20 protein-coding genes are annotated in these 17,153 nt (G+C 71.6%); 11 read left to right on the forward strand and 9 right to left on the reverse strand.

Features of this window, described 5'->3' with window-relative positions; translation table 11 throughout:
- The first annotated feature begins 36 nt into the window (after nucleotides 1–36).
- Complete coding sequence (locus ABTZ99_RS03730) at nucleotides 37–771, forward strand: SDR family NAD(P)-dependent oxidoreductase (protein ID WP_499607893.1); 735 nt, start codon at nucleotides 37–39, stop codon at nucleotides 769–771.
- Between the two features lie 22 nt (nucleotides 772–793).
- On the opposite strand, the gene ABTZ99_RS03735 is transcribed toward ABTZ99_RS03730, so the two are convergent.
- A complete protein-coding gene (locus ABTZ99_RS03735) occupies nucleotides 794–1,372 on the reverse strand; it encodes a SigE family RNA polymerase sigma factor (RefSeq protein WP_053714368.1) in 579 nt (192 codons plus the stop codon).
- A 66-nt stretch (nucleotides 1,373–1,438) separates the two neighbouring features.
- On the opposite strand from ABTZ99_RS03735, the gene ABTZ99_RS03740 reads away from it, so the two are divergent.
- Nucleotides 1,439–1,717, forward strand: coding sequence for a YciI family protein (locus tag ABTZ99_RS03740; protein ID WP_498771746.1), 279 nt, complete (start codon nucleotides 1,439–1,441; stop codon nucleotides 1,715–1,717).
- Between the two features lie 4 nt (nucleotides 1,718–1,721).
- Here the strand turns inward: ABTZ99_RS03740 and ABTZ99_RS03745 are convergent, their stop codons facing one another.
- Both ABTZ99_RS03745 and ABTZ99_RS03750 read right to left on the reverse strand, forming a co-directional pair.
- On the reverse strand, nucleotides 1,722–2,585 hold the full coding sequence (locus ABTZ99_RS03745) for an SDR family oxidoreductase (protein WP_499607897.1): 864 nt from the start codon (nucleotides 2,583–2,585) through the stop codon (nucleotides 1,722–1,724).
- Nucleotides 2,586–2,658: 73 nt separating this feature from the next.
- Nucleotides 2,659–3,591, reverse strand: a complete 933-nt coding sequence (locus ABTZ99_RS03750; RefSeq protein ID WP_499607900.1) for an aldo/keto reductase — start codon at nucleotides 3,589–3,591, stop codon at nucleotides 2,659–2,661.
- 109 nt (nucleotides 3,592–3,700) lie between these two features.
- Between ABTZ99_RS03750 and ABTZ99_RS03755 the strand changes: the two genes are divergently transcribed.
- Entirely contained in the window at nucleotides 3,701–4,525 is an 825-nt protein-coding gene (locus tag ABTZ99_RS03755; RefSeq protein ID WP_498771752.1) for a TIGR03620 family F420-dependent LLM class oxidoreductase, read from the forward strand.
- Here the strand turns inward: ABTZ99_RS03755 and ABTZ99_RS03760 are convergent.
- Complete coding sequence (locus ABTZ99_RS03760) at nucleotides 4,522–4,809, reverse strand: DUF427 domain-containing protein (RefSeq protein ID WP_498771754.1); 288 nt, start codon at nucleotides 4,807–4,809, stop codon at nucleotides 4,522–4,524. The genes ABTZ99_RS03755 and ABTZ99_RS03760 overlap by 4 nt on opposite strands.
- Nucleotides 4,810–4,903: 94 nt before the next feature.
- Here ABTZ99_RS03760 and fbaA point away from each other — a divergent pair, with 94 nt between their 5' ends.
- Entirely contained in the window at nucleotides 4,904–5,938 is a 1,035-nt protein-coding gene (gene fbaA, locus ABTZ99_RS03765; RefSeq protein WP_498771756.1) for a class II fructose-bisphosphate aldolase, read from the forward strand.
- A 60-nt stretch (nucleotides 5,939–5,998) separates the two neighbouring features.
- Here fbaA and ABTZ99_RS03770 read toward each other — a convergent pair whose 3' ends face one another.
- The gene (locus tag ABTZ99_RS03770; protein ID WP_499607903.1) at nucleotides 5,999–7,180 is read right to left on the reverse strand and encodes a serine hydrolase domain-containing protein; all 1,182 of its coding nucleotides are present in this window, start codon (nucleotides 7,178–7,180) and stop codon (nucleotides 5,999–6,001) included.
- Between the two features lie 66 nt (nucleotides 7,181–7,246).
- The gene (locus ABTZ99_RS03775) at nucleotides 7,247–8,362 is read right to left on the reverse strand and encodes a hypothetical protein (protein ID WP_499607971.1); all 1,116 of its coding nucleotides are present in this window, start codon (nucleotides 8,360–8,362) and stop codon (nucleotides 7,247–7,249) included.
- Between the two features lie 295 nt (nucleotides 8,363–8,657).
- Here ABTZ99_RS03775 and ABTZ99_RS03780 point away from each other — a divergent pair, with 295 nt between their 5' ends.
- Entirely contained in the window at nucleotides 8,658–9,065 is a 408-nt protein-coding gene (locus ABTZ99_RS03780) for a DUF3151 domain-containing protein (RefSeq protein WP_230570781.1), read from the forward strand.
- A gap of 4 nt (nucleotides 9,066–9,069) precedes the next feature.
- A complete protein-coding gene (locus tag ABTZ99_RS03785; RefSeq protein WP_499607906.1) occupies nucleotides 9,070–10,146 on the forward strand; it encodes an FUSC family protein in 1,077 nt (358 codons plus the stop codon).
- Nucleotides 10,147–10,278: 132 nt separating this feature from the next.
- Here ABTZ99_RS03785 and ABTZ99_RS03790 read toward each other — a convergent pair whose 3' ends face one another.
- From ABTZ99_RS03790 to ABTZ99_RS03800, 3 genes are all read right to left on the reverse strand, one after another.
- Nucleotides 10,279–10,527 carry a hypothetical protein gene (locus ABTZ99_RS03790; RefSeq protein ID WP_141980007.1) on the reverse strand — a complete coding sequence of 83 codons (249 nt, stop codon included), beginning with the start codon at nucleotides 10,525–10,527 and terminating at the stop codon, nucleotides 10,279–10,281.
- A gap of 7 nt (nucleotides 10,528–10,534) precedes the next feature.
- A complete protein-coding gene (locus ABTZ99_RS03795; protein ID WP_498771764.1) occupies nucleotides 10,535–11,176 on the reverse strand; it encodes an HNH endonuclease family protein in 642 nt (213 codons plus the stop codon).
- Nucleotides 11,177–11,286: 110 nt separating this feature from the next.
- On the reverse strand, nucleotides 11,287–11,961 hold the full coding sequence (locus ABTZ99_RS03800) for a diacylglycerol kinase family protein (protein ID WP_498771982.1): 675 nt from the start codon (nucleotides 11,959–11,961) through the stop codon (nucleotides 11,287–11,289).
- A gap of 88 nt (nucleotides 11,962–12,049) precedes the next feature.
- On the opposite strand from ABTZ99_RS03800, the gene ABTZ99_RS03805 reads away from it, so the two are divergent.
- From ABTZ99_RS03805 to ABTZ99_RS03825, 5 genes are all read left to right on the forward strand, one after another.
- Nucleotides 12,050–13,342, forward strand: a complete 1,293-nt coding sequence (locus ABTZ99_RS03805) for an adenylosuccinate synthase (protein WP_498771766.1) — start codon at nucleotides 12,050–12,052, stop codon at nucleotides 13,340–13,342.
- Between the two features lie 156 nt (nucleotides 13,343–13,498).
- Nucleotides 13,499–14,323, forward strand: a complete 825-nt coding sequence (locus ABTZ99_RS03810) for an ABC transporter permease (protein WP_498771768.1) — start codon at nucleotides 13,499–13,501, stop codon at nucleotides 14,321–14,323.
- Entirely contained in the window at nucleotides 14,308–15,009 is a 702-nt protein-coding gene (locus ABTZ99_RS03815) for an ABC transporter ATP-binding protein (RefSeq protein WP_499607910.1), read from the forward strand. Before ABTZ99_RS03810 ends, ABTZ99_RS03815 begins: the two co-directional genes overlap by 16 nt.
- Nucleotides 14,993–15,943, forward strand: coding sequence for an ABC transporter substrate-binding protein (locus ABTZ99_RS03820; RefSeq protein WP_498771772.1), 951 nt, complete (start codon nucleotides 14,993–14,995; stop codon nucleotides 15,941–15,943). Before ABTZ99_RS03815 ends, ABTZ99_RS03820 begins: the two co-directional genes overlap by 17 nt.
- Nucleotides 15,940–17,142 (forward strand): LLM class flavin-dependent oxidoreductase, encoded by a 1,203-nt coding sequence (locus ABTZ99_RS03825; protein ID WP_499607914.1) that lies wholly within the window; start codon nucleotides 15,940–15,942, stop codon nucleotides 17,140–17,142. Before ABTZ99_RS03820 ends, ABTZ99_RS03825 begins: the two co-directional genes overlap by 4 nt.
- Nucleotides 17,143–17,153: the final 11 nt, after the last annotated feature.

Below are 17,153 nucleotides of genomic sequence, written 5' to 3' on the forward strand. Positions count from 1 at the left end.
GGACGCTGCACCCGGAGCCGCAGCAGGATCCGCGGTGTGAGTGGACGGACGATTGCGCTGGTCACCGGCGCGAACAAGGGAATCGGCTACGAGGTCGCCGCCGGCCTGGGCGCGCTCGGCTGGAGGGTCGGTGTGGGCGCGCGTGACCGGCATCGTCGCGACACCGCGGTGCAGAAGCTGCGCGCGGCCGGGATCGACGCGTTCGGCGTGCCGCTGGACGTGACCGACGACGCGAGTGCCGCGGCGGCGGCCGAGTTGATCGCCGATCACGCCGGAGGGCTCGACGTGCTGGTGAACAACGCCGCGATCAACGGCGTCACCGGCGATGGGCCGCAGACGCCGACCGCGGTCGATCCCGCGACCGTGCGCGCGGTCGTGGAAACCAACGTGATCGGGGTCATCCGCGTCACCAACGCGATGCTGCCGATGCTGCGCGCCTCGCCCTCACCGCGAATCGTCAACATGTCCAGCAGCGTCGGTTCGCTCTCCCTGCAAACCGCACCCGGCATCGACATGGGCCCGGTTCCCGCTGCCTATCTGGCGTCGAAGACCTTCCTCAACGCCGTCACCGTCCAATACGCCAAGGAACTGGGCGGTACCAACATCCTGATCAACGCCGGCTGTCCCGGGTTGACCGCCACCGACTTCACCGGTTTCAGCGGCCACCGCACACCGCGACAGGGCGCGGCCATCGCGATTCGCCTCGCGACCCTGCCCGACGACGGACCGACCGGCGAGTTCCGCAACGACGACGGAGCGGTGCCCTGGTGACGGGCACACCGGCGAAGGGTGGCTAGTTGCCGGCCATGATCTTCTGCAGGGCGTCGAGCGCGCGGCTCGCGGTGCTCTTCACGGTGCCCTTGCTGATGCCGGTGGCCTCGGCGATCTCGGCTTCCGACAGGTCGCCGTAGTAGCGCAGCACGAGCACCTCGCGCTGCCTCGGCGGCAGCTGGGACAGCGCGCGCACGACCGCCTGGTGCTCGGCCGTCAGCATGGCGAGGCTCTCCGCCGAACGCGCGTTCGCCACGTGCGGCGGGGTGTAGTCGCGGGCCGTCTTGCGCCGCCGCAGCACGCTGCGCGAGCCGTTGACGACCGCGGTCCGCAGGTAGCCCACGGCCGCCTGCGCGTCACGCAGGTTCTTCCAGTTCCGGTACAGGCCGGTGAACGCCTCCTGGACGACGTCCTCCGCCGTGGCGGGCTCGTCGACCAGCAGCAGCGCCAGCCGGACCAGCCGCATCCGGTGCTGGCGGTACAGGTCCTCCAGCGTCAGCGGGCCGGTCGGGGCCGGTGCCGCGCCGTCCTGGATCCGCAGGTTCGTCAGCGTGTCCTGCACACGCGCGATGCCGCCGCTGTTCCGATCGGGACCGACCACGGAAAAGACGTTACCCCGTCAGGGGGTAGCTTCGGTGCGGCGCTGCACAACGGAGGTGGGCTTTCGATGGCTCGGTTCGCGGTCGAGTTGGTCTTCGGCGACAACCAGGACGAGCGGATGGCGGTCCGACCCGCGCACCGCGAGTACCTGGGCACGCTGGTCGAGCGGGGTGTGCTGCTCGTGTCCGGTCCCTACACCGACCAGTCCGGCGCCCTGCTGGTCTACGAGGTCGCCGACGAGGACGAGCTGCGCGAGGTCCTCGCCGCCGACCCGTACACGCCCGCCGGCGTCGTCAAGGAGACGCGCGTGCACGAGTGGCAGGCGCTGACCGGCGTCTGGCTCTGACGAGCTACCCCTTCTTCGCCGCGGCGGCGGCCGTGCCACCCGGTCCGACCAGGCCGGACAGGTCGTTCGCCGCCATCTCGCGGTCGGCGGCGGGCACCGACTTGGCCGCCTGCCGGTCGACCACCTTCGGCGTGAACGCGCGGAAGATCTTCAAGCCGCCGACCCAGCCCGGCACGTGCACGGCCTTCGACCGGCGGGTGATCGCCCGGACCACCGCCCTGCCGACGTCGGAGACCGGGTACTTCTTGCCCGCGAGCCCCGGCATCCCGCTGCGCAGCGGGCCGAAGACGGGGTGCTGGTCGGCGCTGTTGACCATGTCGGTGGAGATCCACGAGAAGTACGCCACGCCGACGTCCACGCCGAGGTGCCGCACCTCCGCGCGCAGGCTGTCCGCGAACGCCTCGCAGCCCGCCTTCGCGGCGGAGTAGGCGCCGTTGCCCGGGATGTGCACGATCGCCGCCAGCGACGACACGACGAGGCAGTAGCCGCGGCTCGCGATGAGGTGCGGCAGGCACGTCCGGACCGTGCGCCACACCCCGAGCAGGTTGACCTCGATGACCCGTTCGAACGCCGCGGGGTCCATCGAACGGATGAAACCGGTGGCGGCGATGCCCGCGTTGGCGACGACCACGTCGATGCCGCCGTAGTGGTCGACCACGCCGTTCACCGCGGTCTCCAGCGCCTCCCAGTCGGTGACGTCGGCCTCCCACGCCCGGCCGCCGCACTGCTCGGCCACCTGCCGCAGCTGGTCGCCCTCCAGCCCGACCAGGGCGAGCTTCGCGCCCTTCGCGGCCAACCGCCGCGCCACCTCCGCGCCGATGCCCCTCGCCGCGCCAGTGATCAGGACAACCTTGCCCGCAACGTCCACGGTGACCTCCTCAGCCCGCTCCAGCCAGGGAGGTCACCGTAACGCAACTTACCGCCAGTAAGCTACTGGAGAGTTAAACGGCGCTGGACGCGGTCAGCGCCGCCGCCTCGTCCGCCGTCAGCCGCAGCTCCAGGGCCGGGAGCAGGGCGGCGAGCTGGTCGGTGGTGCGCGCCGACGCGATGGGCGCGGCCACCGTCGGCTGCTCCGCCAGCCACGCCAGGGCGACCGCCGCCTGGGTGGTGTCGTGGCCGGCCGCTACTTCGTCCAGCGCCGCGAGGATGCGCAGGCCGCGTTCGTCCAGGTACTTCGAGGCGGCGGCGGCCCGCGGGCTGTCCACCGTGACGCCCGGCCGGTACTTGCCGGTCAGGAAGCCCTTCGCCAGGCCCCAGTACGGCGCGGACGCGAGCCCGTGGTCGGCCACCGCGCGGGACAGCTCTCCCTCGTAGGAGCGGTCCACGAGGTTGTACGGCTGCTGGAGCGCGACGAACGGGGCGAAGCCCTCGCGCTCGGACACGGCGAGCGCGGACGTGAGCCGCTCGGCGCTGTAGTTGGACGCGGCGACGTGCCGGACCTTCCCGGCGCGGACCAGCCGGTCGAACGCCGCCAGCGTCTCCTCCTGCGGCGTGTCGAGGTCGTCCTTGTGCGCGTAGTACAGGTCGATGTGGTCCACGCCGAGGCGGCGGAGGGAGTCCTCGGCGGCCCGCTCGATCGTGGCGGCCTTGAGGTCGTCCAACCCCCGGAGCATGCCGACCTTGGTCGCGACCACGATCGAGTCCCGGTTGCCCCGCTCGCGCAGCCACCGGCCGACGATCGTCTCCGACTCGCCGCCGACGTGGCCCTCGGCCCACGCCGAGTACGAGTCGGCGGTGTCCACGAAAGTGCCGCCGGCCTGCGCGAACGCGTCCAGCACGGCGAACGAGGCCTCCTCGTCGGCGGTCCAGCCGAACACGTTGCCACCCAGGCACAGGCGCGACACGTCGAGGTCGCTGGTTCCGAGTTTCGTCATGTCGCGAAGCTAGGCGGACCGGTCCATTCGCGCCGAATGGAGAAGTCAGGACTAAATGGTGCCGCGGCGCGGTTGGCAGTCGTCAGCACCTAGTTCGCGGGGAGACGAAATGACGGTCGAGTTGGGCAGGTACGGCGTGTGGGACCGGGCCGCGCGGTGGGTGGGCCGCGGCGAGGACGCCGCCGAGCTGGAGGAGCTCGGTTTCGGCGCCCTGTGGCTGGGCGGGTCGCCCGACGGCAGCGTCATGACCACGGTCTCCGAGCTCCTGGACGCGACCGAGAAGATCACCGTGGCGACGGCCGTGATGGACGTGTGGACGACGCCGGCCGGCGAGGTCAACGACGGCTACCGGGCGCTCGCGTGGACCGACCGGTTCCTGGTCGGCATCGGCACCGGGAACGGTGAACTCGTGGGTGAGGTGCATCACAGCCCGTACCAGAAGCTGATCCACTACCTCGACGAGCTGGACGTGCCGCGCGACCGCCTGGCGCTGGCCGCGCTCGGTCCGCGCCTGCTCCGGCTCGCCGCCGCCCGGACGAGCGTCGCCCACCCCTACCTGGTGACGCCCGACTACACCGCGAGGGCGCGCGAGACCGTCGGCTCGGGCGCGGTGCTCGCCCCCGAGCAGCACGTCGTGCTGGAGGAGGACCCGGCACGGGCCCGTGACCTGGGGCGGGAGGCGCTGGCCGGCTACCTGGGCAGGCCGCACCACACCCGCAACTGGCTGCGCAACGGCTTCACCGAGGACGACCTGGCCGGCGGCGGCAGCGACCGGCTGGTGGACGCCCTGGTCGCGTGGGGCCCGGTCGAACGGGTGGCGCGGCGCCTGCGCGAGCACCACGACGCGGGAGCCGACCACGTGGCCGTCCAGGTGGTCGGCTCCCCCGACGCCCAGCAGGCGTTGCGCGACGTCGCGGCCGCGCTGGAGGACTAGTTCTCGGAGATCTCCACGCCGTTCCAGAACGCGACGTGGTCCTTGATGTTCGCCGCGGCCTCGCTGGGCTGCGGGTAGTACCACGCGGCGTCGGTGTTGTCCTGGCCGTTGACGTGCAGCGTGTAGTAGCTCGCCTTGCCCTTCCAGTGGCAGACCGACGTGGTGTCCGACGGCCTGAGGTACTCGGTGCGCACCGACTCCAGGGGGAAGTAGTGGTTCCCCTCCACCATCTCGGTCTGGTCACTCTCGGCGATGATCTCGCCGTTCCACCGTGCGATCGCCATGACACCACTATGCCGTTGATCATCTTCGCTCGCCGGCCGGTGCCCGTAGGATGCTGCCGACACCGCGTTCCGGGCACCCGAGGAGGACCCACCGATGCCCATCGCAACCCCCGAGGTCTACGCCGAGATGCTCGACCGCGCGAAGGCGAACGAGTTCGCCTACCCCGCGATCAACGTCACCTCGTCCGAGACCCTCAACGCGGCCCTGCGTGGTTTCGCAGAAGCCGAGAGCGACGGGATCATCCAGGTCTCGACCGGTGGTGCCGAGTTCGCCTCGGGCACCAAGGTCAAGGACATGGTGACCGGCGCGGTTGCGCTGGCGGAGTTCGCGCACGTGGTCGCCGAGAAGTACCCGGTGAACATCGCGCTGCACACCGACCACTGCCCGAAGGACAAGCTCGACGGCTACGTCCGGCCGCTCGTCGCGATCAGCCAGGAGCGGGTGGACCGCGGGCTCAACCCGCTGTTCCAGTCGCACATGTGGGACGGCTCGGCCGTGCCGCTGGACGAGAACCTGAAGATCGCGTCGGAGCTGCTCGACCTCACCGCCAAGGCGAAGATCATCCTCGAGATCGAGGTGGGCGTCGTCGGCGGCGAGGAGGACGGCGTCGCGCACGAGATCAACGAGAAGCTGTACACCTCGCCCGAGGACTACCTGAAGACGGTGGACGCCCTCGGCGCCGGTGAGAAGGGCCGCTACCTGGTCGCGGCGACGTTCGGCAACGTGCACGGCGTGTACAAGCCGGGCAACGTGAAGCTGCGCCCGGAGATCCTCAAGCAGGGTCAGGACGTGGTGGCCGAGAAGCTGGGCCTGCCGGCCGGCTCCAAGCCGTTCGACCTGGTCTTCCACGGCGGCTCCGGCTCGCTGCTGGAGGAGATCCACGAGGCTCTCACGTACGGCGTGATCAAGATGAACATCGACACGGACACGCAGTACGCGTTCACCCGGCCGATCGTGGGCCACATGTTCGGCAACTACGACGGCGTGCTCAAGGTGGACGGGGAGGTCGGCAACAAGAAGGCCTACGACCCGCGGTCCTACCTCAAGGCCGCCGAGCAGGGCATGGCCGCCCGCATCGCCCAGGCGTGCGAGCACCTGAAGTCGTCCGGCCGCATGATCGCCGGCTGAGACGCCCCCGCACGGCGAACGGCCCCCTCCGGTTCCGGAGGGGGCCGTTCCGCGTCCGCGCTACCGGCGGTTCATGCGGCAGACGGCGGCGTCCACCAGTTCCGCCTGGGCGGCGGCCGCGGCCGGTGCGGCCAGGGCGAAGGTGGTCGTCATCAGCACGGTGACCGTGCGGGCGCCGGTGACGTCGGTGTAGTTGTGGCTGCGGTAGCCCGGGAAGCCGCCGGAGTGGCCCCAGACCGTCCCGCAGGACGTCCTGACCTCCATGACGCCGAGGCCGTAGCCGTTGGCGCTCGCACCGCCCTGGGGCACCGCGTCGCGCATCTCGGCGAGCAGGTGCCGCGGGACGAGCCGGCCGGACATGAGCGCCGCGAGGAACCGGTGCCAGTCCGCGGCGGTGGACAGCAGGCCGCCGGCGGCCCACGCCGGGCCGAGGTCGATCCCGGTCACGTCGACGTGCTCGTGGCGCCGGGGGCCGGCGAAGCCGTCGCCGACGGGCTGCCCGGGCGGGAGCAGCGGGCCGAGGTGCTCGGCGTCGGGCTCGTACCCGTGGGCGTGCCGGCCGCGGAACCCGGTCCCGTCGGCGAAGTAGGTGTCCCTCATGCCGAGGGGTTCGAGGATCCGCCGCTGCACCAGTTCGGTGTACGGCCGGCCGGTCACGGCCTCCAGCACGAGGCCGATCAGCGTGTAGTTGGTGTTGCTGTAGTCCCACCGCTCGCCGGGCGCGAACAGCGGCGGGTGCGAGAGGGCCACGGCGAGCAGTTCGTCAGGCGTCCACGCGTGCGGCTGCTGCCCGGTGAGCAGGCCGTGCAGGCGCGGGTCGTCGAGGTAGTCGAACAGGCCGCTGGTCTGGTTGAGCAGCATCCTCAGCGTGATCGCCGAGCCGTTCGGCACCACGCCCGGCAGCCGGCGCTCGACGGGGTCGTCCAGGCTCAGCCGCTGCTCGGCGACGAGTTGCAGGACCAGGGTCGCGGACACCGTCTTGGTGTTGGACGCCATCTTGAACTCGTCGCCGGGGCGCAGCCGGTGGTCCGACAGCGTCCAGCGGGCCTGCCGGACGACCTCCACCGGCCGGCCGCGCCCGTCGTCCACCCGGACGACGACACCGGGGACGCCCGCCGCCAGGGCCTGGTCGACCGCGCTCGCCAGCCGGTTCGGCGCGTCCGCGGTCGCGAGGCCCGCGGTGGTCGCGGTCAGGGACAGGACCAGCGTGCCGGCGATCGTCGCGCGGAGAAGTCGGCGCATAAAAGTTCCCCCCAAGGGTTCGGGTGCCACCCGACTGATCCTCGAGGGGAACGGGGTCGATCGGAATCAGGCGGCCACCAGGGGCCGTCGGGGGGTTTCCCCCACCTTGACCCGGTCGGCGACCAGCCAGAGCGCGGCCAGCACGACGAACGTCACCGCCGCGGACGGGTAGAGGATCGGCGGCGCGGCGTCCAGCGCCTGCAGCACCCAGATCCCGCCGTAGCCCAGGCCCGTGACGGCCGCCGAGCCGAGCACCGCGGCCAGCCGGGCGGGCAGCCTGCCCAGGTGCGCGGCGTCCACGGCCAGGCCGATGAGCAGCAGGAACACCGGCACGGTCGACAGCGGGAAGTCGGCGACGCCGAGCAGCGGCCAGATCAGCAGGCGGTAGGCGACGTAGCCGCCCGCCACCGCGGTCGCCGCCCACGGCACGCCGATCGTGCGCCGGGCGATCACCAGCACGAGCGCCGCCGCGACCAGGCCCCACACCGGGTAGACCCAGTCGGGGATGGGCAGCGAGAACTGGACGATCGACTCGCGGTCGACGGGCCGGCCGATCTGGTCGGCGGCGAACTGGAGCAGGCTCGGCTCGGCGTACGGGTCGCCGCGGTCCCAGGAGGCGATCTCCAGCACGCCGTACTCCTGGTGCTGGTTGGGGAACCACATGTTCTCCAGGAACAGCAGCCACAGCCCGGTCAGGCCGAGCACCCGCCACCGGCCGCCCTCCGGGTAGAGCTTGATCCACCCGCGGATCGCGCCCGCCATCATGATCGCGGTGCCCAGGTACAGCAGGGCGTGCGAGCCGCTCCACGACGTGATGTCGAGGCCGTTGATCCGGTGGTTGATCAGGTCGATGGGCAGCGCGACCAGGAAGACGCCGGTGCCCCACTGCATCAGCCGCAGCGCGGTCTTGTCCGCGCCGTAGCCGGTGTAGGTGTGGAACAGCGTCAGCCCGACCACGATCACCGTGCCCAGGGTGTTGATCAGGTGCGGTGGCGCCAGTTCGTCGCGCAGCCACTTGAAGTGCCAGGCCACGTCCCACGAGGAGCCGATCAGCTTGAGCAGCAGACCGACGAGCCAGAGCTTGTAGAGCGAGGCGACGAGCGCCGGTGGCGTCGCGCGCCCCGGCTCGCCGCGCTCCCAGTACTGGTCGCGGAAACGCGCGACGCGATTGGTTACCCCCATGTTCACCCGCCCATGATGCGTCCCGACCGGAGAGGCTGGAAGGGTGCCCCGCCCTGGAATTTCCCGGAACATCCCCTAGGGGACGTCGATGACCAGCGCATTCCGGGCAGGACTCATGCTAACAGGTGACCTTCGTTGCTCCGAATGGCCTCAACGGGGAAAGGTGCCGCCCTGAGAGTTCACTGAGAACCGAGGAGCGCTTTCATGGGCAAGAAGGTCGTCGCCGGCGTCATCGTCACCGCGTTGGTGCTGGCACTGGTCGCTGCGGTGGCCCGGGTATTCCTAAGCTGACGGCATGGAGAACCTGCTCGGTCCCGAACCCACGTTGCTGCCGGACCGCCCGGAGGCGCAGGCCGCCGCCGAGGCGGGCACCGACCCGGCCAAGATCGTCCGCGCCTACCCCGACTTCAGCGAGGCGTGGGCGCTGCTCGCCGAGCGGGCGCTGCAGACCGGCGACCCGGTCGCCGGCTACGCGTTCGCGCGCACCGGCTACCACCGCGGCCTGGACCAGCTGCGCCGCTCGGGATGGAAGGGCCACGGCCCGGTGCCGTGGTCGCACCGCGGCAACCAGGGCTTCCTGCGCGCGCTGGCGGCGCTGGCGCGGGCCGCCGACGAGATCGGGGAGACCGAGGAGTACGAGCGCTGCCGGAAGTTCCTCGGCGACAGCGACCCGGCGGCGCCCGCCGCGCTCGGCCTGAGCTGAGCACGTGGGGGCCGTGCGCGACGAGGTGGCGCGCAGGCTGAAGCGGTGGCGGAGCACGGCCTTGCCGATCGTTCAGGCCGCGCTCGCCGCCGGCCTGTCCTGGCTGGTGGCCACCGAGGTGGTCGGCCACGCGCACCCGTTCTTCGCGCCGATCGCCGCGGTCGTCTGCCTCGGCGTGTCGCTGGGGCAGCGGCTCCGGCGCGTCGTGGAGCTGGTCGTCGGCGTGTCCGTCGGCGTGGGTGTCGGCGACGTGCTGATCTCGCTGATCGGGTCCGGGCCGTGGCAGATCGCGCTGGTCGTGGCGCTGGCGATGTCCACGGCGGTGCTGCTGGACGGTGGCGCGGTGATCGCGCTGCAGTCCGGCTCGTCGGCGGTGCTGGTCGCGACCCTGCTGCCGCCCAGCGCGGGCGGCGGCCTGGACCGGATGGTGGACGCGCTGGTCGGCGGCCTGGTGGGGCTGGCCGTGACGGCGCTGCTGCCGGCGAACCCGCTGACCGTGGCGCACCGGCAGGCGAAGGTGGTCTTCGGCGAGCTGACCGAGGCGTTGCGCGGCGTGGCGACGGCGGTGGCCGAGTCCGACGCCGTGCAGGCGGCGGGGGTGCTGGCGCGGTTGCGCGGCAGCCAGGAGGCGGTGGACGAGTTCGCGTCGGCGTTGAAGACCGGCGGCGAGATCGCGACCATCGCGCCGATCCGCTGGCGCAGGCGGCACGAGCTCGGCCGCTACGGCACGGCCGCCACGCCGGTGGACTACGCGCTGCGCAACACCAGGGTGCTGGCCCGGCGGGCGTTGGCCGCGCTGCGGGACGGCGAGCGGATGCCGGACGTGCTGCCCGACGTGCTGCGGCGGTACGCGGACGCGGTGGACGTGCTGCGCGCCGAGCTGGAGCGCGGCGAGGAGCCGAAGAAGGCGCGTGCGGCGATCTGCGAGGCGGCCGCGTGCGCCACGACCCGGCACCTGGGCGGCGAGGGGTTCTCCACGAAGGTGGTGCTGGCCCAGGTCCGGTCGGTGGCCGTGGACCTCTTGCAGGCCACCGGGTTGTCCAGGGCGGACGCCGCCGGTTCGCTGCCGCCGCTGCGGTGACCTGGCCGCTGCTCCGCGGACGGCGGCGAAGTCGCCTGGAAGTCGGTCGTTCGCGCCCTGATGTCCCGACGGCCGAAAGCGTGATCGCCGGGAAATCAGGACACGAACGACCGACGCGACTTCGCGGGCGGGTCAGCCCTCGGGGCGGTTCAGCACGCCGAGCAGGACGGCGTGCACCGCCTCGTGGTCCTTCTCGTCGGCCAGGCGGCACGAGGCGCCGGTGACGGCGTACCACTCCTCCGCGCCCTCGTAGCGCACCAGCGCGCGCAGCTCGCCGTTGTCCAGCGTGGTCCGCAGCTCCAAGTCCCCGGTCACCACGCCGACTTCGTCGGTCATGACGCCGCCGGGGCCGGCCACGAACGCGGAAGACAGGTCAGCCATCTCCTCGTCAGCACCTCCCGAGCATGCTTTGCAGTGCAGACTTCTCCGCCGAGTTCACGCTCAAACCCCACTTGTACTTCGAGCGCGTCCACATCTTCGCGTAGGTGCACCAGTACGAGGTCAGCGGCGGCTTCCAGAGCGCCGGGTCCTGGTCGCCCTTGGCCTGGTTGACGTTGTCGGTGACGGCGATGAGCTGCGGGTTGGTCAGGTCGTTGGCGAACGACTGCCGCCGCGACGTGGTCCACGACGACGCGCCGGAGCGCCACGCCTCGGCCAGCGGCACGACGTGGTCGATGTCCACGTCGGACGCCGCGGTCCACGTCGCGCCGTCGTACGGGCTGTACCAGCGGCCGGACGTGGCCGCGCAGCTGGAGTCGGTGACCACGTTCGTGCCGTCGCGCTTGAGCACCGTCTCGCGGGTGTTGCAGGCGCCCGACACGGTGCTCCAGTGCGGGAACAGGTCCCGCGAGTAGCCGCTGGTCGAGCCTTCGGTGGCCACCCTGAGCGCGGCCAGCTCCGACAGGGCGGTGCTGGTGCTCGGGATGTTCGGCGGCGTCGCCTGGGCGGGACTGACCAGGCCGACTGCCAGCGCACCAGCCAGGAGCAGGGAATAGATCGAGAATCGCGCGGTTTTGTTGACCGTTGACATAATTCCGACCTTCCTAGTTGGAAGCTGTCGGAATTACCTTGGGTCAATTCTCCTTCCGTTACAACGCTTCGAGTGACGCCTGAATGGCGGGCTAGAAAATTCCTCCGTCACTACAACCCGCGGACCAGTCGCAGCTCTTCCGTGTGGCGGTACCAGGTCCACTTGCTCATCGGCCGCGGGTGCGCGACGCCGTCCGAGTTCACCTGCACCGGCAGGCAGCCGAGTTGGAACGCGCGCGCCGACGTGCTGGTCACCTTCCGCCCGAACAGCCGCTTGTGGATGACGCGCACCACCAGCCCGAGGCCGCCCTCCGGGTCCGGGGTCACCTCCAGCCGGGACGCCTGGCCGCGGAGCACCACGGTGTCGTCCCCGTAGCCGACCCCGCGCACCGGGCCGAGCGAGCCGAGGCCGACGAGCACGCCGCCGACGTCGTCGCGGACCAGCGGCACCGGGTCGGGGTCGCCGGACAGGGCGAGGTCGAGCGCGCGGCCCGGGTCGGTCGGCAGGCCCCAGAGCTTGGCCACCTCGGAACCCGGGTCCGCGGGCACGTACCCGATCGGCACGTCGGCGAGCCGTTCGGTGCGCAGCAGTCGCAGCACGACGGCGTTGAGGTCGCCGTCCGTGCCGTGCACGACGAGACGTTTGTCACCCGAATCGGCGAGAACCGCGTCCACCTCGGCCTTTCCGGGCCGTTCCGCCACGTGGCGGACCTCGAAACGGTCACCGTCCGTGATCATTGGCAACTGCGAGTTTCCGCAGGCCAGCACGATTCCGCGCACCTTCATCTCCTGGTCTACCCTCAACAGCCGTCCACTGACGGCTCGGCCGTCGCAGGCATTCGGCTCTTACCCGTCCAACCGCTTGGAGTTTCACATGCCGGCCGTCGTGCTGATCGGTGCCCAGTGGGGCGATGAGGGCAAGGGCAAGGCAACCGACCTGCTCGGTGACCGGGTGCAGTGGGTGGTCCGGTACCAGGGCGGCAACAACGCCGGGCACACCGTGGTGCTGCCCGACGGTCAGAAGTTCGCCCTGCACCTGATCCCCTCCGGCATCCTCACCCCTGGCGTGACCAGCGTCATCGGCAACGGCGTCGTGGTCGACCCCGGCGTGCTCCTCGAGGAGCTGGCCGGCCTGGACGAGCAGGGCGTCGACACCAGCAAGCTGCTCATCTCCGCGGACGCGCACTTGATCATGCCCTACCACGTGGCGATCGATAAGGTCACCGAGCGGTACCTGGGCAAGGCCAAGATCGGCACCACCGGCCGCGGCATCGGCCCGTGCTACCAGGACAAGATCGCCCGCGTCGGCGTGCGCGCGCAGGACCTGCTGGACGAGAAGATCCTCCGGCAGAAGGTCGAGGCCGCGCTGGACTTCAAGAACCAGGTGCTGGTCAAGGTCTACAACCGCAAGGCGCTCGACCCCGAGCAGGTGGTGGACAGCGTGCTGGAGCACGGCACCAAGTTCACCTCCCGGATCGCCGACACCCGCCTGCTGCTCAACCAGGCGCTGGAGCGCGGCGAGACGGTGCTGCTGGAGGGCTCGCAGGGCACCCTGCTCGACGTCGACCACGGCACCTACCCGTTCGTGACGTCGTCGAACCCGACCTCGGGCGGCGCGAGCGCCGGTTCGGGCATCGGGCCGACGCGGATCACCACGGTGATCGGCATCCTCAAGGCGTACACGACGCGGGTGGGCTCGGGTCCGTTCCCGACCGAGCTGAACGACGAGATGGGCGAGCACCTGCGCAAGACCGGCGGCGAGTTCGGCGTGACGACCGGGCGGTCGCGGCGCACGGGCTGGTTCGACGCGGTGATCGCGCGGTACGCGGCGCGGGTCAACGGCATCACCGACTACTTCCTGACCAAGCTGGACGTGCTGTCCGGCCTGGAGAAGGTGCCGGTCTGCGTCGGCTACACGATCGACGGCGAGCGGATCGACGAGATGCCGATGACGCAGACCGACGTGCACCACGCCGTGCCGGTGTACGAGGAGCTGCCGGGCTGGTTCGAGGACATCAGCCACTGCCGCACGTTCGAGGAGCTGCCCGCGAACGCCCGCGCGTACGTCGAGCACCTGGAGGAGATCTCCGGCGCCCGCATGTCCGCGATCGGCGTCGGCCCGGGTCGCGACCAGACCATCGTGCGCCACGACATGCTGGGCGGCTGACGCCCCGTTCGGACAACAGTGCCTCCGGGACCGACGCAATCGGTCCCGGAGGCATTTTCACAATTCGGGAGACGTTGACTCTCCTCGGTCGGATATCGAAACTCTGACTCGCTGATCAGCGCGTCCGATGTTCCCGTTGTCCGCTGGGAGAAATCCGTGTCGGTTTCCACCGCGGGTGTCGTCGTGCGTCCGGAATCCACTGCCCCGGCCCGCGCACCCGCTCCACAACGACGCAAGTGGCCCGATTTGACCCGGTGGCTGAGCCCGCTCGGGCTGGTCCTGCTGTGGCAGGCCGCGAGCAGCTCGGGCGTGTTGCCGCCGGACAAGCTAGCGTCACCGCTGACCGTGTTCCGGTCCGCCTACGAGCTCGTCCTGGACGGGCAGCTGGTGGACGCGTTCCTGGTGTCGTCGAGCCGGGTCGCGGTGGGGTTCGCCCTGGGCGCGACCGTCGGCGGCGCCCTCGGCCTGGCCTCCGGCCTGTCCCGCTGGGGCGAACGGCTGCTCGACCCGCCGGTGCAGATGCTGCGCACGCTGCCGCACCTCGGCCTGATCCCGTTGTTCATCCTGTGGTTCGGCATCGGCGAGGAGCCGAAGCTGGCGCTGGTCGCGGCCGGTGTGGCGTTCCCGCTGTACCTGAACCTGCACGCGGGCATCCGGCAGACCGACCCGGCGCTGCTGGAAGCCGCGCGCGTGCTCGGCTACTCGCGGTTCGAACGGGTCGCGCACGTCGTGCTGCCGTCGGCGGTGCCGCAGACGTTGGTGGGCCTGCGGATCGCGCTCGGCACGGCGTGGCTGTCGCTGATCGTCGGCGAGCAGGTCAACGCGGACGCGGGCATCGGCTACCTGATCAACAACGCGCGCGAGTTCCTGCGCACCGACGTCGTCGTGGTGGGCCTGCTGGTCTACGCGCTGCTCGGGCTGACCACGGACGCCCTGGTGCGCGCGTTGGAGCGGAGGGTGCTGCGGTGGCGGGCGCGGTGAGGGTCCGGGGGCTGGTCAAGGACTTCGGGCCGCGCCGGGTGCTGGCCGGGCTCGACTTGGACGTCGCGGGCGGCGAGTTCGTGGCGCTGCTGGGGCGCAGCGGGTGCGGCAAGTCGACGTTGCTGCGGGTCCTGGCGGGGCTCGACCGTGACGTCGAGGGGACGTTCGCGGTTCCTGAGCGCGTCTCGGTCGCCTTCCAGCAGCCCCGGCTGCTGCCGTGGCGGCGGGTGTGGCGCAACGTCTCGCTGGGGCTGCGCGGTGTGGATGGCCGGGTCGTGGCGGAGCGTGCGTTGGCCGAGGTGCGGCTGGCCGATCACGCCGACGCGTGGCCGTCGACGTTGTCCGGCGGCGAGGCGCAGCGCGTGTCGTTGGCGCGGGCGTTGGTGCGCGAGCCGGAGCTGCTGTTGCTGGACGAGCCGTTCGGCGCGCTGGACGCGTTGACCCGGCTCGCCATGCACCACCTGGTGGCGCGGCTGTGGCGGGAGCACCGGCCCGCCGTGCTGTTCGTGACCCACGACGTGGACGAGGCCCTGTTGCTGGCCGACCGCGTCGTGGTGCTGGCCGAAGGTCGGATCGTGGCCGAGCACCACGTCGACCTGCCGCGACCGCGGCGCCGCGCGTCCTTCGCCGACCTGCGGTCGCAAGTGCTGTCGAACCTGGGAGTGGACGATGTCGAAGCTGCTTAGCGCGCTGGTGGTCGCGGTGCTGGCGCTGTCGGGCTGCGGCACGGCGTCGTCGGCGGACGGGCCGGTGGTGCTCAAGGTCGGCGACCAGAAGGGCGGTTCGAAGGCGCTGCTGACGGCCGCCGGGCTGCTGGAGGACTTCCCCTACCCGATCGAGTGGTCCACGTTCACGTCCGGTCCGCCGTTGCTGGAGGCGGCGTCGGCGGGCGCGATCGACGTCGGCGGCGTCGGGAACACGCCGCCGATCTTCGCGGCGGCGGCGAACGCGCGGATCGCCGCGGTGTACTCGGCGAAGGGCAGCGTGGAGGGCGACGCGCTCTTGGTGCCGTCCGACTCGGCGGTGCGGACGGTGCAGGACCTCAAGGGGCGCGGCATCGCGGTCGCCAAGGGCAGTTCGGCGCACGGGCAGGTGTTGCTGACGCTCGCCGCGGCCGGGTTGTCGACCAAGGACGTCACGCTCAACTTCCTGCAGCCGTCGGACGCGTACTCGGCGTTCACGCAGAAGCGGGTGGACGCGTGGGCGGTGTGGGACCCCTACACGGCGCAGGCCGAGCTGGAGGCGGGCGCGCGGGTGCTGACCGACGGGCGCGGCAAGTCGAACGGCTACACGTTCCAGGTGGCCGGGCGGGCGGCGTTGGGGTCGCCGGGCAAGGGCGAGGCGATCAAGGAGTTCGTGAAGCGGATCAGTCGGGCGCAGCGGTGGGCCGACGCGCACCGCGAGGAGTGGGCGCGGGTGTGGGCCGCGGAGACCGGGCTGAAGCCCGAGGTGGCGCGGGCGGCCGTGGAGCGCGGCGGCGACCTGCCGGTGCCGCTGGACGACGCGGTGATCGCGTCCGAGCAGGAGCTGGCCGACGCGTTCACGGCGGACGGCGCGTTGCCGGGCGCGGTGCGGTTCCGGGACTTCGTGGACACCCGTTTCCAGGGGGAGCTGTCGTGAGCGTCGTGCTGCACTGGTTCCTGCCCACGTCCGGTGACGGCCGGACCGTCGTGGAGCGCTTCCACGCCAACCGGTCGCTGGGCGCGGCGGCGTTGCGCGAGCCGGACGTCGACTACCTGGCGCAGGTCGCGGCGGCGGCCGAGCACAACGGGTTCAGCGGCGTGCTGACGCCGACCGGCACGTGGTGCGAGGACGCGTGGCTGACCACGGCGGCGCTGCTCGCGCGGACGTCGACGCTGAAGTTCCTGGTGGCGTTCCGGCCCGGGGTGATCTCACCGACGCTGGCCGCGCAGATGGCGTCGACGTACCAGCGGATCTCGCGCGGGCGGCTGCTGCTGAACGTGGTGACCGGCGGGGACGAGGTGGAGCAGCGCCGGTTCGGCGACTGGCTCGACCACGACCAGCGGTACGCGCGGACCGACGAGTTCCTGCACGTGCTGCGGGCGGTGTGGTCGGGGCGGCCGGTCGACTTCGCGGGCACGCACTACCGGGTGTCGGGCGCGACGGTGATGGCCGCGCCGGACCCCGTGCCGCCGATCTACTTCGGCGGGTCGTCGGACGCGGCGCTGCCGGTCGCGGCGCGGCGGGCCGACGTGTACCTGACGTGGGGCGAGCCGCCGGCGCAGGTGGCGGAGAAGATCGGCCGGGTGCGCGCGCTGGCCGGTGACCGGCCGATCCGGTTCGGCGTGCGGGTGCACACGATCAGCCGCGACACGTCCGCCGAGGCGTGGCGTGAGGCGGAGAAGCTGCTGGCGGCGCTGGACCCCGGACAGGTGGCCAGGGCGCAGGAGCAGCTGCGCGCGTCGCAGTCGGTGGGGCAGCAGCGGATGGTGGCGCTGCACGGTGGGGACCTGGGCCGGGGCGTGCGCGGCCTGGAGGTCCACCCCGGGCTGTGGGCGGGCGTCGGGCTGGTGCGCGGCGGCGCGGGCACGGCGCTGGTGGGCAGCCACGAGGAGGTCGCGGACCTGATCGAGGAGTACCACGGCCTCGGCGTGGAGGAGTTCGTGCTCTCCGGCTACCCGCACCTGGAGGAGGCCTACTGGTTCGGCGAAGGCGTCCGTCCGATTCTCGCCCGGCGCGGCCTGCTCGCCGAGCCCCCGGTCGACGACGGCCGGGAATTGTCGGACCCCGTCGGTAGAATCGCAGCAAGGGTTCCCCTTGGCGGGGACCCTCGCGAAGCCGTTCACGGCGGGGCCTGATCGTCGGGGGA

It is taken from the genome of Actinosynnema sp. NPDC002837 (assembly GCF_040295345.1).
Classification (GTDB): domain Bacteria; phylum Actinomycetota; class Actinomycetes; order Mycobacteriales; family Pseudonocardiaceae; genus Actinosynnema.

Bases quoted from the DNA above. Each gene is read 5' to 3' on its own strand.
- ABTZ99_RS03800 (WP_498771982.1), bottom strand. From the start codon at position 11,961: ATGAAGGTGCGCGGAATCGTGCTGGCCTGCGGAAACTCGCAGTTGCCA.
- ABTZ99_RS03755 (WP_498771752.1), top strand. From the start codon at position 3,701: ATGACGGTCGAGTTGGGCAGGTACGGCGTGTGGGACCGGGCCGCGCGG.
- ABTZ99_RS03790 (WP_141980007.1), bottom strand. From the start codon at position 10,527: ATGGCTGACCTGTCTTCCGCGTTCGTGGCCGGCCCCGGCGGCGTCATG.
- ABTZ99_RS03820 (WP_498771772.1), top strand. From the start codon at position 14,993: ATGTCGAAGCTGCTTAGCGCGCTGGTGGTCGCGGTGCTGGCGCTGTCG.
- ABTZ99_RS03770 (WP_499607903.1), bottom strand. From the start codon at position 7,180: ATGCGCCGACTTCTCCGCGCGACGATCGCCGGCACGCTGGTCCTGTCC.
- ABTZ99_RS03750 (WP_499607900.1), bottom strand. From the start codon at position 3,591: ATGACGAAACTCGGAACCAGCGACCTCGACGTGTCGCGCCTGTGCCTG.
- ABTZ99_RS03795 (WP_498771764.1), bottom strand. From the start codon at position 11,176: ATGTCAACGGTCAACAAAACCGCGCGATTCTCGATCTATTCCCTGCTC.
- fbaA (WP_498771756.1), top strand. From the start codon at position 4,904: ATGCCCATCGCAACCCCCGAGGTCTACGCCGAGATGCTCGACCGCGCG.
- ABTZ99_RS03760 (WP_498771754.1), bottom strand. From the start codon at position 4,809: ATGGCGATCGCACGGTGGAACGGCGAGATCATCGCCGAGAGTGACCAG.
- ABTZ99_RS03740 (WP_498771746.1), top strand. From the start codon at position 1,439: ATGGCTCGGTTCGCGGTCGAGTTGGTCTTCGGCGACAACCAGGACGAG.
- ABTZ99_RS03775 (WP_499607971.1), bottom strand. From the start codon at position 8,362: ATGGGGGTAACCAATCGCGTCGCGCGTTTCCGCGACCAGTACTGGGAG.
- ABTZ99_RS03805 (WP_498771766.1), top strand. From the start codon at position 12,050: ATGCCGGCCGTCGTGCTGATCGGTGCCCAGTGGGGCGATGAGGGCAAG.
- ABTZ99_RS03780 (WP_230570781.1), top strand. From the start codon at position 8,658: ATGGAGAACCTGCTCGGTCCCGAACCCACGTTGCTGCCGGACCGCCCG.